Origin of the sequence: Bradyrhizobium cytisi (assembly GCF_008123515.1) — a bacterium.
GTDB classification, from domain to species: Bacteria; Pseudomonadota; Alphaproteobacteria; order Rhizobiales; family Xanthobacteraceae; genus Bradyrhizobium; species Bradyrhizobium cytisi.
The window spans coordinates 19,892-32,878 of sequence record NZ_VSSR01000045.1 but is presented as its reverse complement, the minus strand read 5'-3'; the positions used below and the strand labels follow the sequence as shown (position 1 = coordinate 32,878).

General features: G+C 64.1%; 11 protein-coding genes. 8 read left to right on the top strand and 3 right to left on the bottom strand.

Translation table 11 applies throughout. The annotated features are described in order from the left end of the window. Positions 1-2 precede the first annotated feature (2 nt). Together FXB38_RS27055 and FXB38_RS27050 are read left to right on the top strand one after the other, a co-directional pair. Positions 3-1,769: an adenylate/guanylate cyclase domain-containing protein gene (locus FXB38_RS27055; protein ID WP_148753987.1), complete on the top strand. Its 1,767-nt coding sequence runs from the start codon at positions 3-5 to the stop codon at positions 1,767-1,769. Positions 1,770-1,794: 25 nt separating this feature from the next. Further along, entirely contained in the window at positions 1,795-2,223 is a 429-nt protein-coding gene (locus tag FXB38_RS27050; RefSeq protein ID WP_148753986.1) for a DUF1801 domain-containing protein, read from the top strand. A gap of 10 nt (positions 2,224-2,233) precedes the next feature. On the opposite strand, the gene FXB38_RS27045 is transcribed toward FXB38_RS27050, so the two are convergent. The 3 genes from FXB38_RS27045 to FXB38_RS27035 form a co-directional block, all read right to left on the bottom strand. Next, the gene (locus FXB38_RS27045) at positions 2,234-3,856 is read right to left on the bottom strand and encodes a peptidoglycan L,D-endopeptidase MepK (RefSeq protein WP_148753985.1); all 1,623 of its coding nucleotides are present in this window, start codon (positions 3,854-3,856) and stop codon (positions 2,234-2,236) included. 264 nt (positions 3,857-4,120) lie between these two features. Beyond that, positions 4,121-6,442 carry a L,D-transpeptidase family protein gene (locus FXB38_RS27040; RefSeq protein WP_148753984.1) on the bottom strand — a complete coding sequence of 774 codons (2,322 nt, stop codon included), beginning with the start codon at positions 6,440-6,442 and terminating at the stop codon, positions 4,121-4,123. 345 nt (positions 6,443-6,787) lie between these two features. Continuing rightward, complete coding sequence (locus tag FXB38_RS27035; protein WP_148753983.1) at positions 6,788-8,284, bottom strand: sigma-54-dependent transcriptional regulator; 1,497 nt, start codon at positions 8,282-8,284, stop codon at positions 6,788-6,790. 127 nt (positions 8,285-8,411) lie between these two features. Between FXB38_RS27035 and FXB38_RS27030 the strand changes: the two genes are divergently transcribed. From FXB38_RS27030 to FXB38_RS27005, 6 genes are all read left to right on the top strand, one after another. Further along, positions 8,412-10,349, top strand: a complete 1,938-nt coding sequence (locus FXB38_RS27030; RefSeq protein ID WP_148753982.1) for a M3 family oligoendopeptidase — start codon at positions 8,412-8,414, stop codon at positions 10,347-10,349. Positions 10,350-10,473: 124 nt separating this feature from the next. Continuing rightward, positions 10,474-10,698, top strand: a complete 225-nt coding sequence (locus FXB38_RS27025; protein ID WP_148753981.1) for an AbrB/MazE/SpoVT family DNA-binding domain-containing protein — start codon at positions 10,474-10,476, stop codon at positions 10,696-10,698. Beyond that, positions 10,698-11,093 (top strand): type II toxin-antitoxin system death-on-curing family toxin, encoded by a 396-nt coding sequence (locus FXB38_RS27020; RefSeq protein WP_148753980.1) that lies wholly within the window; start codon positions 10,698-10,700, stop codon positions 11,091-11,093. The genes FXB38_RS27025 and FXB38_RS27020 overlap by 1 nt, the downstream gene beginning before the upstream one ends. Before the next feature lie 97 nt (positions 11,094-11,190). After that, positions 11,191-11,343: an aa3-type cytochrome c oxidase subunit IV gene (locus FXB38_RS27015; protein ID WP_008136857.1), complete on the top strand. Its 153-nt coding sequence runs from the start codon at positions 11,191-11,193 to the stop codon at positions 11,341-11,343. Between the two features lie 137 nt (positions 11,344-11,480). Beyond that, positions 11,481-12,611 carry a Re/Si-specific NAD(P)(+) transhydrogenase subunit alpha gene (locus tag FXB38_RS27010; RefSeq protein WP_148753979.1) on the top strand — a complete coding sequence of 377 codons (1,131 nt, stop codon included), beginning with the start codon at positions 11,481-11,483 and terminating at the stop codon, positions 12,609-12,611. A gap of 21 nt (positions 12,612-12,632) precedes the next feature. Continuing rightward, on the top strand, positions 12,633-12,950 hold the full coding sequence (locus tag FXB38_RS27005; RefSeq protein ID WP_063981116.1) for a proton-translocating transhydrogenase family protein: 318 nt from the start codon (positions 12,633-12,635) through the stop codon (positions 12,948-12,950). Positions 12,951-12,987: the final 37 nt, after the last annotated feature.

The following is a 12,987-nucleotide window of genomic DNA, read 5'->3' as shown; positions in this document are numbered from 1 at the left end:
CAATGGATGTGCCTGGACCTGAGCGTAGGCTCGCAGCGGTCCTCGCGGCCGACATGGTCGGCTTTAGCCGGCTCATGGAGGCCGATGAGGCTGGCACGCTTGCGCGCCTCAAGACCCACCGGATCGAGCTGATCGATCCGGCCATTGCCAAAAACCGCGGCCGCATCATCAAGACGACGGGCGACGGCATGCTCGTCGAATTCCATAGCGTTGTCGACGCGGTGCTGTGCGCTGCTGAAATTCAGAACCGGATGGGGCGACGCAATGCCGACGTCCCGCCGCCGCGATGGATACAATTCCGCATCGGCATCAATCTGGGCGACGTGATCGTCGACCAGAACGATATTTTCGGCGACGGCGTCAACGTCGCGGCACGGCTGGAGGCTCTGGCCGAGCCTGGAGGCATCTGCATCTCGAGCGCGGTGCGCGACCAGCTCGGCGAGCGCCTTGATGGCGTTGCATTCGAGGATATCGGCGAGCAGAACGTCAAGAACATCGTCCGTGCGATCCGCGTCTACCGGATACGACTGGAGGAGAGTCCGGCAAGCGCATCTGACGGCACGAGGGGCGCTGCGAAGGCGACCGGCAAGTCGAAGAAGCCGTCCATCGCCGTGCTGCCCTTCGCCAACATGAGCGGCGACCCGGAGCAGGAGTTCTTTGCGGATGGCCTGACCGAAGACATCATCACCGAGCTTTCTCGTTTCCACGACCTGCTGGTGATCTCCCGCAACTCCACCTTTGTGTACAAGGGCAAGGCGGTCAAGGTGCAGGACGTCGGCCGCGAATTCGGCGTCGATTATGTCATCGAGGGCAGTGTGCGAAAGGCCGGAGATCGCGTCCGCGTCACCGTGCAGCTGATCGATGCGGAAACCGACCGGCACATTTGGGCCGAACGCTACGACGGCGAGCTCAAGGACATCTTCGCCATCCAGGACGAGATGACCCGGGCGATCGCGGCCACGTTGCCCGGCCGCGTCGAGGCGGCCACGCACGATCGGGCGAACCGCAAGCCCACGGACAACATGGCGGCTTATGAATGCGTGCTGGCCGCAAAGGTCTTGCACCATCGCTCCAATCGCGAAGACAATGCGCGGGCGCAACTTCTGCTCGACCGGGCGGTCGAACTCGATGCGAACTATGCTCACGCGCACGCGTGGAAGGCGTGCGTCCTGGGCCAGACCTGGGTCTATGGCTGGTGCGCGGATCGCGATGCCACCTTCCAGCAGGTGGCTTCGGAGCTGGAGACCGCGCTGGCCCTCGACGACAATGACAGCGACGTTCACCGTATTCTCGCGGCGCTCAATCTGAACCGCGACGACCATGACAAGGCCACCTACCATCAGGAGCGGGCGCTCGCGCTCAACCCGAACTACGACCTCGTGGTGGTGCAGCAGGGCGAACTGCTGACCTGGCTGGGCCGGCCTGAAGAGGGCATCGACTGGATCAGGAAGGCGATGCGGCTCAACCCGTATCACCCCGAACGCTTCTGGAGCCATCTCGGACGTGCCTATTATTGTGCCGAGAAATACGCCGAAGCTGCCGAGGCCATCTCACGGATCACGCGCCCCGATCACACCCATCACGCGTTCCTCGCCGCGATCTTTGCGCAGATGGGCAACGCGATTGCGGCCCGCGCTCATGCAGCCGAGGTTCTCAAGCGCGAGCCGGCATTTTCAGTGGCCAATCATCTCTCCACCCAGCATTATAAGCGCGACGTCGACCGTCAGCGCTACGAGGCAGGCCTTCTGGGAGCAAGCCTGCCCGCCTGATCCTCGATCCATCCAGGAGGAATCCGTGAGCGAACCGCCGTTGCCGCGCGAGGTGAGCCGAGTCTTCGAGGCTTTTCCGCCGCCGATCCGCCGGCGCCTTCTCGACGTGCGCAAGCTCATCTTGGCGACGGCCAAGGCGCATGCCGAAGTCGGCCGGCTCACCGAAACGCTGAAATGGAACGAGCCTGCCTATCTCACGGAGCAGACCGGCAGCGGCTCCACGATCCGGCTTGGCCGCCTCAAGGACTCCGACCACGCCGCGATTCTGTTCAACTGCAAGACGACGCTGGTCGATACGTTTCGCGAGCGTTTTCCCGATCAGTTCGAATACCGGCAGACCCGGGCGCTGTTGCTGCCATTGTCCGGCAAGCTGCCGAAGCAGGAACTATCAGCCTGCCTGTCGCTGGCGCTGACCTATCATCTGGATCGGCGAGGAAAAAAGAAGGCGCGCTAGGCTGTCAGTCTCAGCGCAACGCGGCGGTGCGGACGACGAAGGACGTCGTCTCGAGCTTGGCGGTGGCGCTGCCCGAGAAACTGTCGCTGGACAGGCCCTGCATGGGATCGTCGCTGAAACCCATCGCGATCACGGCCTGCGGCTTCACGAAATAACCGCGCAACGCAACCGTATCGAGCTCGCCCATCAGCGTCACCGACATCGCGCGGCTGGCGCTTGGCGACAGCATCACGATCTTGAGCCAGATGCTCTCGCCCTTGGCGGCGGAGAGCCGGGTCGCGGTGGCGATCATGCCGCCGGTGCTCTTGCCGACGACCGTGTTGATCTCGGTGGCCGGCGCGGCGTTGCGGGCCGCGGACACCGGGCGCACGCCGCGCGGGATCGGCGCAGAGGCGGCGACGACGTTGGCGCGGTCGACCGGGGAGGCGGAAGCCGGCGCATAGGCCAGTGCCTGATAGGCGGCGTTGGAGACGCTCGCGGTCGGCTGCGGATCGGTGGCGGCGGCAAGCGCCTGGCGCGCCCTCAGGGCTGCGACCTGGGCGGGCGTCGCCTGCTGCGGCGTGGCGGGTGCATCCCAGAAGCCGCGGGCATTGATGATGTCGGCCGGAGTCTCGGGCTTTCCGTCAGAAGATTTGCCGGCAGCCGGCTTGTCAGCGACGGGCGCGGGCTTCGGCTTGGGCGGCGCAACGAGCTGCGCATCGGCCGAAGCGAGCTGGATCGTGGCGGCGACTGACGGCTTGGCGCGGGGCGTCGGGACCGGATCGGCCGGCTTGGCGGCGGCTGCGACCACGGTGGGTGCCGCGGGCTTCTCGGCCGCGCCCTCGTCGTCCTCGTCGCTGCTGGTCGCGGGAGCTGATTTGCCCTTGAACAAGGCGGCGAGGAAGCTCGGCTTGCCGACGGTCGCGGTGTCATCGCCGCGCCGTTCGATGTCGGCCTTGGCGAGCTCATATCCCTTCAGCGGCGTGCCGTCGGTCGGAACGTGGACGGTGCGGCCGTCGGGGAAGACGCGGGCGAGCTGGTCATGCGTCATGCGCGGCCAGTGCCGGATGCTGCCGGTGTCGAGATGCACGAAGGGCGAGCCGGAGGTCGGGTAGAAGCCGACGCCGCCGCGCTGGAGGCGCAGGCCGGCAAAGCGGATCTGCTCCAGCGGCACGCCCGGAATGTAGAAGTCCATCGCATGGCCCAGCATGTGCTGGCTGAAGCGCGCCACGCCCGAGGAGCGCCGGCGGAGCATGGCGTTGGTGGCGGGGGAGCGATAGGAGGAGATGATCTGGATCGGCTGCTTGCCGTCGACGTCGCGATAGACTTCCCAGAGGATATCGAAGAGGTGACGGTCCATGACCGTCTCGTCCTGGGTGCGCCAGTCGCGCAGGAAATGGTTGAGCGTCTTCAGCGCGGCTTCGTCATAGCGGCCATCGCGCTTGAAGGTGACGGTGAGATCTTCGCCGGAGTGGGTGTGGTGGAAGGAGAGCGTCTTGGTCTCGTTCAGCGCGGCGGCGTTATGGACCGAACCGGCAGCCGCAAGCAGCACCAGCGAGGCGAGGCCGATCCGAGATCCGACCTTCACTCCCGCATGGGACAAAGACACCGCAGCGAATTGGCGTGCGAAACCAGCCAGCACGTATGAGCCCACCCAGTCGACGAGCGTTCAAAATGGACCCTCCCGCCAACCCCGTTAGCGCGCGAAAGAGGATGAACGCTTTGTTAAAGCGAGAAGGTTAATTCGAGGTTGACCTTCCCGCCCCCAAAACCAAGTCAGGTTGCGATCCTAACCGGCTCAGTGTGGCGAAAAAACGCCCGCTGCCCGAACCCGGGTGGCGAATGGTTAACGTTAAACGACCCCGTCCATGGGACGGGGTCGTTGATCTCATTGAAGAATTTTATGTGCTGAGGCAGCTCAGCGGGTGAACACCCGCTGTTGCTGAGGCCGGCGGCCGACCGGAGCCGGCGGCGGGGTCGGGGCCCCGAACAGCCGCTCGAAGAAGTTCGGACCGGACGAGCCGAACCCGCCGCCATTATTGGCCACCGCCACGCCGGCCGGCAGCGTCGTCGCCGGGCGCGAATAGCTCGGCTGCGAGTGCGCCACGACGTTTTCGAGGTCCTTGCCGCGGCCGTTCTTCAAGATGTTGATCATGGTCGCGTCGCGGCCATAGACGTCCTTGCGGAATTGCAGCTTGCCGCCGTCATCCACGAAGGCGGTCTGGTAGGTGATGTTGACCGGGATCGGGGTCGGGAATTTCAGGTCCACCTCACCCGAGCCGTACATGCTGCGCACGCGCTCCGGCGTGTACTTCTCGCCCGGCATGGTGATGTTGAGCAGCACGGAGGCGTACTGATCCGGATTCTGCACGCGCATGCAGCCATGGCTGAAGGCGCGATCTTCCCTGGCGAACAGGTTCTTGTCCGGCGTGTCGTGCTGATAGACCAGGAACTTGTTCGGGAAGTTGAAGCGGATGCGGCCGAGCGCGTTGGCTTCACCGGGCGGCTGCGAGATGTGCACCGAGCCGTCACGGTTCTGCTCGAGCTTCAGGCCCATGCGCTGTAGCACGGTCGGGTCCTGCTGCAGCGCCGGCAGATATTCGCCATAGACGATCGACGGCGGGACGTTCCAGGTCGGGTTGACCGTGATGTACTTCATCGTCTCGGTCAGCAGCGGCGTCGCGTGCTGGCCCGGCTTGCCGGTGACGACGCGGGTGGTCCAGAGCTGCTGGCCGCGCTGCATCACCTTCAGCGTGTAGTCGGGAATGTTGAGGATGACATAGGCATCGCCCAGCGAGGGCGCGCCGAGGTCGCGCGGCAGCCAGCGCCAGCGCTCCATGTTCACCAGCACGGTGTCGATCTGCTTGTCGCGCTTCGGGCTGTTCATCGCCTTCACGGTCGGCGCATCGAGCACGCCGGTGGCCTTGATCTCGGCGCCGTCCTGGAACTTTCGCACGGCTTCGGCGACCGTGGCGTCGTAGTGATCGTCGTTGGCGTTCTCGCTGATACCGAGCTTGGCGCGCAGCTGCGGCACGCGCGGATCCTGCATCACGGCTTCCGCCTGCTTCTTGCCCTTGGCGGGCGTGTACTTCAGCGCCGGGCCGTCGGTGATCTCGATCACCGGGCCGTCGCCCTGGCCACGCAGCTGCGCGAGCTTCGCCTTCAGCTCCTTGTAGAGCTTTTGCGGCGGGTTGTAGCTGTCGAGCGCGGCGGAGGCGTCGGCTGCCGTCGAAACCCTGGTCAGCACTTCGTTCGGATCGACCGGATGCTCGGGATAGAGGATGTCGGCGCTGACCTGGGACCAGTGCATGCGGCCGCTCTGCGCCTGGCGCGCATAGTCGAACATGCTGGCGGTGAGCTTCAGCTCGGCATCGGCGAGCGCATCGGGCGTCGTGGCGGCGGCGAAATCCGGCACCGGATAGTCGGCGGGATTAAGACCGTCGGAGGCTGCATCCTTCAGCCGTGCGATCACGCCCTTGGCCGCAGCAGTGAGGTTGCCGGCTTGGGTCCAGACCGGCGCGAAGTCACGGGCGCCGTAGAACTTCTCGACGGCGGCGCGCTCGTTCTTGCGGTCGAGATAGCGCGAAGTCTTGGCGCCCAAGGCGTCCTTGAGCTTGTCGGCGACCGGCTGGTCGGCAGCGGGAACGTTGCTTGCGGCCTTCACGGGCTCGGCGGCCGGGGTCGCTGCTGCCGCCGCAGGTGCAGCGGGGGTGGCCGCCGGTGCTGCTGCGGTATCAGACTTGGCAGATTCAGGTTTGGCAGATTCAGCTTTGGCAGGTTCAGATTTGGCCGGCTCGGATTGGGCGGCTTCAGATTTGGCGGGCTCGGCCTTCGCGGGTTCGGTCTTTACGGATTCGGTCTTTGCGGATTCGGTCTTGGCCGTCTCGCTCTTCGGAGCGTCGGCTGCGGGCGTCGTGGCGACGTCGGACGGCTTGGTCTCGACCTTCCCGGGGGCCGGAGCGGCTTCGGCCTTCGCGGGCTCCTTCGCAGTTTCCTTGGTGGCTTCCTTCGGCGCGTCCTGGACGGTGGCGGTGGCGTCGAGCTTGATGTCGGATGCGGTCGGGGGCGGGACGTTTGCAGGCTCGGGGCGCGGGATCGCGGCTTCGATCGCGAGCTCGGCGGCGCTGCTGCGCGCCTGATCCTGTGCCAGCGCCGAGCCGGCCGATACCGTGAAGAAGGTCGCCGCGACCGTCATCAAGACACGGTCGAAGCCTGCACGGTGGTTCAAACAGTCACGCATTGTGTCGCACCCCTTGGGTGAACTGCCCCTCGTGGAACAGCTTTCGTTATCGCCTGATTGAGTTTCGGCTGAATCGCGCCGGCCTCGAAAGTCGCACGCCTGCACGCAACGATTCCTACGCAGACGATATACGGGCCCCGTTTTTGCGGCCAGCGCTACCCGGGACAACTCACGACAAACTGACGTCAAGGAAGCCTGTTTGCAACGGATTGTGCGGCTTCATCGCGTGCTTTTCCCGGTCTCTGTCACTTCCAAGTCACGGTTTGGCTTGCTGCCGAATTTTGCCGTAATTCAACGGGTTGCGGGCACAATGTCTGGCCGCGCGAACCTCTGTTCGCATGAGGTTCAGTGCGTCTCCTCGCCGCTTTTTCCGCCATGGCCGGGAACCCCGGCTTCGTCGAGTTTGCGATAGAGCGTGGACCTGCCGATTTTGAGGCGACGCGCCACCTCGGACATCTGTCCGCGGTAGTGCGAGATCGCGAAGCGGATGATCTCGTTCTCCATGTCCTCCAATGGTCGGACATCGCCGGTGGAGGTCAACATCGAGAGAGACCCCGCCAGCGGCAGCGGCACGATCGGTATTTCATTACCCGAGACCAGCGAGGGCGCTGCGGTCGGCTCGATCATCAGCGGCGCGGTCGGAATTTCCGTTGCGGTGGGCGGATGCGAGGCTAGCAACGGGAAATCGTCGAGACCGAGCTGGTCGCTCTCGCTCATCACCACCGCGCGGTAGACCGCATTTTCGAGCTGGCGGATGTTGCCAGGCCAGTCGAGCTGGGCGAGATGCGCCATGGCCTCGCCGCTAACGCCGGAGATGGGGCGGTTCTCCTCGGCGGCAAAGCGCGCCAGGAAATGCCGCAGCAGATGCGGGATGTCCTCGCGCCGGGCCCTGAGTGAAGGGATCGTCAGCGGCAGCACATGCAGGCGGTAGAACAAATCCTCCCGGAAATGTCCCTGCTTCACCCGGTCCAGAAGCTTGCGATTGGTCGCGGAGATGATGCGGACGTCGACCTTCACGGGCTTGCGGCCGCCGACCGGCTCGACTGCGCCTTCCTGCAGTGCGCGGAGCAATTTGACCTGCGCGGTCAGCGGCAGCTCGCTGACCTCGTCCAGGAACAGCGTGCCGCCATGGGCCTCGAGGAATTTGCCGGTATGCCGCTCGGTCGCGCCGGTGAACGCGCCCTTCTCGTGGCCGAACAGGATGGACTCGACGAGGTTGTCGGGGATCGCGCCGCAATTGACTGCGACGAACGGCTTTGCCTTGCGCTCGCCGCTGCCGTGAATGGCGCGTGCGAACATCTCCTTGCCGACGCCGGACTCGCCTTCGATCAGCACCGGGATCGAGGAGTTCGCCGCCTTCTGGGCCGCGCGCATCACGCTCGCCATCGCTTCGGCGCGCGTGATGATGTCGGAGAAGGTCAGCCGGCCCTCGCGGCTGTGACGGATGCGTTGCAATTCGCCCTTGAGTGCGGAGGCGTTGAGCGCGTTGCGCAACGAGACCTGAAGCCGCTCGAGGCCGACGGGCTTGACCACGAAATCGGCAGCGCCGGCGCGCATCGCCGAGATCACGTTGTCAATGCCGCCATGGGCGGTCTGCACGACGACAGGGACGCTGAGGCCCGCCTCGCGGATTTTCGCCAGTACGCCCATGCCATCGAGGCCGGGCATGACGAGATCGAGGATCACGGCGTCGATAACGGGTGCATCGGGCGCGGTGAGGGCTGCGATCGCGGCGTCGCCGGACTCGACGACGATCGTCTCATAGCCGCATTTCTGCACCATGTTCTCGACCAGACGGCGGGCCACGGCGTCGTCGTCGGCGATCAAAATACTGGCAGCCATGGTGCTCCCCGCACGCTACTACTATCTGTCTCGAATCGGGTCACTCTGGCCGAAGCCGATTAACGCACTCTTAAACCTTGATGCCCTCGCCCGCCGCAGCGTTTGTTGAACACAGGTTTCCCACACAATGACTTCGCGCTCCAAGACCGCCCTTAACAAGACCGCCCTTAGCAAGACCGCTCTTAAAAAGACTGCTCTTCGCAAACCAGCCACCAAGCAATCCGCTGCCAAGAAATCTGCCGTCAAGGCAAAGCCCTCCAAATCTTCGCCCGCAAAGTCTGCGGGCAAGACCGGCAAGCTTCCGGAGTGGAACCTTGCCGATCTCTATTCCGGGATCGATGCGCCGGAAGTGGCGCGCGATCTCGAAACGATGGATGCCGATTGCGTCGCCTTCGAGACGGACTACAAAGGCAAGCTCGCAACAGGCACAGCAAACGAAGATGGCGGAAAATGGCTCGCGGAAGCCGTGCGACGCTATGAGGCGATCGACGATCTCGCCGGCCGTCTCGGCTCCTTTGCCGGCCTCGTCCACGCCGGCGACAGCGTGGACCCTGCGATTTCAAAGTTTTACGGCGACGTTTCCGAGCGGCTGACGGCGGCGTCGACGCATCTTCTGTTCTTTGCGCTCGAGCTCAACCGCGTCGATGACGATATTTTGAACCGCGCGATGCAAGCCGCCGAGCTCGCGCACTACCGTCCGTGGATCGAGGATCTGCGCAAGGAGAAGCCGTATCAGCTCGACGACAAGCTCGAGCAGCTCTTCCTCGAGAAGGCGCAAACCGGCTATTCGGCCTTCAACCGGCTGTTCGACCAGACCATCTCCAGCCTGCGCTTCAAGGTCGGGCCCAAGGAGCTCGCGATCGAGCCGACGCTGAACCTCCTGCAGGACCGCGACGGTGCCAAGCGCAAGGCGGCGGCGGAAGCGCTTGCGAAAACCTTCAAGGCCAATGAGCGCACATTCGCGCTGATCACCAACACGCTCACCAAGGACAAGGACATCTCCGACCGCTGGCGCGGCTTCAAGGATGTCGCGGACTCCCGCCACTTGAACAACCGCGTCGAGCGCGAGGTGGTGGATGCGCTGGTCGCCTCGGTCCGCGCGGCCTATCCAAAACTGTCGCATCGCTACTACGCGCTGAAGGCGAAGTGGTTCGGCAAGAAGCGACTGGCTTATTGGGACCGCAACGCACCGCTGCCGTTCGCCGCGACCGATACCATCGGCTGGCCTGATGCGCGCAACATGGTGCTGTCGGCCTATCGCGGCTTCTCGCCAAAAATGGCCGATATCGCCGAGCGCTTCTTCACCGACCGCTGGATCGACGCGCCGGTGCGCCCGGGCAAGGCGCCTGGCGCCTTCTCGCATCCGACCACGCCGTCGGCACACCCTTACGTGCTGATGAACTACCAGGGCAAGCCGCGCGACGTGATGACGCTCGCGCATGAGCTCGGCCACGGCGTGCACCAGGTGCTGGCGGCGAAGAACGGCGCGCTGATGGCGCCGACGCCGCTGACACTGGCCGAGACCGCCAGCGTGTTTGGCGAGATGCTGACCTTCCGGCGGCTGCTGGCGCAGACCAAGAGCGCAAAGCAGCGCCAGGCGCTGCTCGCCGGCAAGGTCGAGGACATGATCAATACCGTGGTGCGGCAAATCGCGTTCTATTCGTTCGAGCGCGCGGTCCACACCGAGCGCAAGAACGGCGAACTCACCGCGACGCGGCTCGGCGAGCTCTGGCTATCGGTGCAGGGCGAGAGCCTGGGGCCGGCGATCGAGATCAAGGCGGGCTACGAGAACTATTGGATGTACATCCCGCACTTCATTCACTCGCCGTTCTATGTCTATGCCTATGCCTTCGGCGATTGCCTCGTGAACTCGCTCTATGCCGTTTACGAGAACGCGGCCGAGGGTTTTGCCGAGCGTTATCTCGACATGCTCGCCGCCGGCGGCACCAAGCACTACTCCGAGCTGCTGCGCCCGTTCGGGCTCGACGCCAAGGACCCGAAATTCTGGGACGGCGGGCTTTCGGTCATCGCCGGCATGATCGATGAGCTGGAGGCGATGGGCTGAGGTGGCGGAGCGCCGTTTTTTTGCGGATGAATCGATGTAAAACATCTGTTGAACCGCCATCCGATCTGTGTTATACATATGTACAACACAGATCATTGGATGACGGTTCAGTGGGTGGAAGGCCATGAAGATTGAGATCAAGAAGATCGGCAATTCGGATGGTGTGCTGCTGCCGCGCGAGTTGATGCAGCGGCTCGATCTCAAGCGCGGACAGCAATTGCACATCGTGGAATTGCCGGGCGGCGGCTTTCAGGCGCTGCCATACGATCCTGATTTCGAGCGGACGATGGAAATCGCCGACGAGATCATGGACAAGTACCGCGACACGCTTGCCGCGCTCGCGAGGTAATGAGCGAGCCCCAAGAGCCGCTCTGGGTCACCTGCAAGCAGGCTATCGCAATTCACAGCCGGCAACTGCGCCGATTTGGCGGTGCGCCGGGATTGCGCGACGAAGGCATGCTGCGCTCGGTGCTGGAGCGGCCCATCAACAGATGGCGCTATGAGCAGGCCGGGCTCGATGAACTCGCTGCAGCCTATGCATTCGGGCTCGCGAAGAACTACGCATTCGTCGATGGAAACAAGCGTATCGCCTTCACGGCGATGATGATCTTCCTTCACAAGAATGGGGTGGCCTTCGGTCCCGATCCTGCGCAAGCGACGACCATCATCCTCTCCCTCGCCGCCGGCGAGGTCAGCGAGCAGAGTCTTGCGCGCTGGATCCGCGACAATCTGGATTCCAAATGACCTGATTTGCGGGAAAACCGCTCTTCCGTGCCGTTGCCCTGCCCGATTGTTTGCGCTATTGCCAGCCTTGAATTCGACTTTCGACTGGGGACGATCCATGGCTGACCATAGCGAAGTGGCCTACACCACGGCCGACGGCAACGACTACGTTGCCCACGAGCAGACCTATGAGGGCTTCATCAAGCTGGTGAAGTACGGCACGGCCTCGGTCGCGCTCATCGTCATCCTGATGGCGATCTTCCTGACCTGATCTGCCGCCTGCCGCACCGCCAGCGTTGCCGGTGCCCATAATATTTGCATCCAAGCCGGTCCCAAAACCGGTATCCAACGTTGCGGGAGTAACGCTAAGTTTGCGCGCGCGCTTTTTCGCGCGTCGCCGGAGGGCCTATGAAGATCGCCGTTGCCAAGGAAATCGATCCGTCGGAGCCGCGTGTTGCCGCTTCGCCTGATACGGTGAAGAAGTTTAAGGCGCTGGGCGCCGAGATCGCCGTCGAGCCGGGCGCCGGCCTCAAATCGGGCCTGCCGGATTCCGAGTTCACCGCCGTGGGCGCCACGGTCAGCGCCGATGCGCTTGTTGACGCCGACATCATCATCAAGGTGAAGCGCCCCGAGGCGTCCGAGCTTTCGCAATACAAGCGCGGCGCGCTCGTCATCGCCATCATGGACCCCTATGGCAACGAGGCCGCGCTGAAGACGATCGCCGATGCCGGCGTGTCCGCTTTCGCGATGGAATTGATGCCGCGCATCACCCGCGCGCAGGTGATGGACGTGCTGTCGTCGCAGGCCAACCTCGCCGGCTACCGCGCCGTGATCGAGGGTGCCGAGGCCTTCGGCCGCGCCTTCCCGATGATGATGACCGCCGCCGGCACCGTGCCTGCTGCCAAGGTGTTCGTGATGGGCGTCGGCGTCGCCGGTCTCCAGGCGATCGCGACCGCGCGCCGTCTCGGCGCCATCGTCACGGCCACCGACGTGCGGCCCGCGACCAAGGAGCAGGTCGAATCGCTGGGCGCAAAATTCCTCGCCGTCGAGGACGAGGAGTTCAAGAACGCGCAGACCGCCGGCGGTTACGCCAAGGAGATGTCCAAGGAATATCAGGCCAAGCAGGCCGCGCTCACCGCCGAGCACATCAAGAAGCAGGACATCGTCATCACCACCGCGCTGATTCCGGGCCGGCCCGCGCCGAAGCTCGTCTCGGGCGAGATGGTCAAGTCGATGAAGCCGGGTTCGGTGCTGGTCGATCTCGCCGTCGAGCGCGGCGGCAATGTCGAGGGTGCCAAGGCCGGTGAGGTCGTCGACCTCGATGGCATCAAGATCGTCGGCTACACCAACGTTGCCGGCCGCGTGGCGGCGTCCGCTTCCAGTCTCTATGCGCGAAATTTGTTCAATTTCATCGAAACCATGGTCGACAAGGGTAGCAAGGCCCTGGCCGTGAACTGGGACGACGAATTGGTCAAAGCCACCGCGCTGACCAGGGACGGCGCCGTAATCCACCCGAACTTCCGGCCCAAATCATCTTAATCGGGTTTAAGGAGAGCCGCCATGGAGCATGTTGCACAGGTCGTCGACCCCTTCGTCTTCCGGCTGTCGATTTTCGTCCTCGCCGTCTTCGTCGGCTATTTCGTGGTGTGGTCGGTGACACCGGCGCTGCACACGCCGCTGATGAGCGTGACCAATGCGATCTCCTCGGTGATCGTGGTCGGCGCGCTGCTTGCCGGCGGCGTCGCCAACGTATCGAGCGGTTCGGGCTGGGCGCGCGCCTTCGGCTTCGTCGCGCTGATCTTTGCCTGCATCAACATCTTCGGCGGCTTCCTTGTCACCCAGCGCATGCTGGCGATGTACAAGAAGAAGTCGAAGTAAGCGGCCACCTCGGGCTGATGGGATCAATGGGGACCTG

Coding starts and splice junctions, on each gene's coding strand:
- FXB38_RS27020 (WP_148753980.1), top strand. CDS start 10,698: ATGAGCGAGCCCCAAGAGCCGCTCTGGGTCACCTGCAAGCAGGCTATC.
- FXB38_RS27040 (WP_148753984.1), bottom strand. CDS start 6,442: ATGCGTGACTGTTTGAACCACCGTGCAGGCTTCGACCGTGTCTTGATG.
- FXB38_RS27035 (WP_148753983.1), bottom strand. CDS start 8,284: ATGGCTGCCAGTATTTTGATCGCCGACGACGACGCCGTGGCCCGCCGT.
- FXB38_RS27005 (WP_063981116.1), top strand. CDS start 12,633: ATGGAGCATGTTGCACAGGTCGTCGACCCCTTCGTCTTCCGGCTGTCG.
- FXB38_RS27055 (WP_148753987.1), top strand. CDS start 3: ATGGATGTGCCTGGACCTGAGCGTAGGCTCGCAGCGGTCCTCGCGGCC.
- FXB38_RS27015 (WP_008136857.1), top strand. CDS start 11,191: ATGGCTGACCATAGCGAAGTGGCCTACACCACGGCCGACGGCAACGAC.
- FXB38_RS27030 (WP_148753982.1), top strand. CDS start 8,412: ATGACTTCGCGCTCCAAGACCGCCCTTAACAAGACCGCCCTTAGCAAG.
- FXB38_RS27010 (WP_148753979.1), top strand. CDS start 11,481: ATGAAGATCGCCGTTGCCAAGGAAATCGATCCGTCGGAGCCGCGTGTT.
- FXB38_RS27025 (WP_148753981.1), top strand. CDS start 10,474: ATGAAGATTGAGATCAAGAAGATCGGCAATTCGGATGGTGTGCTGCTG.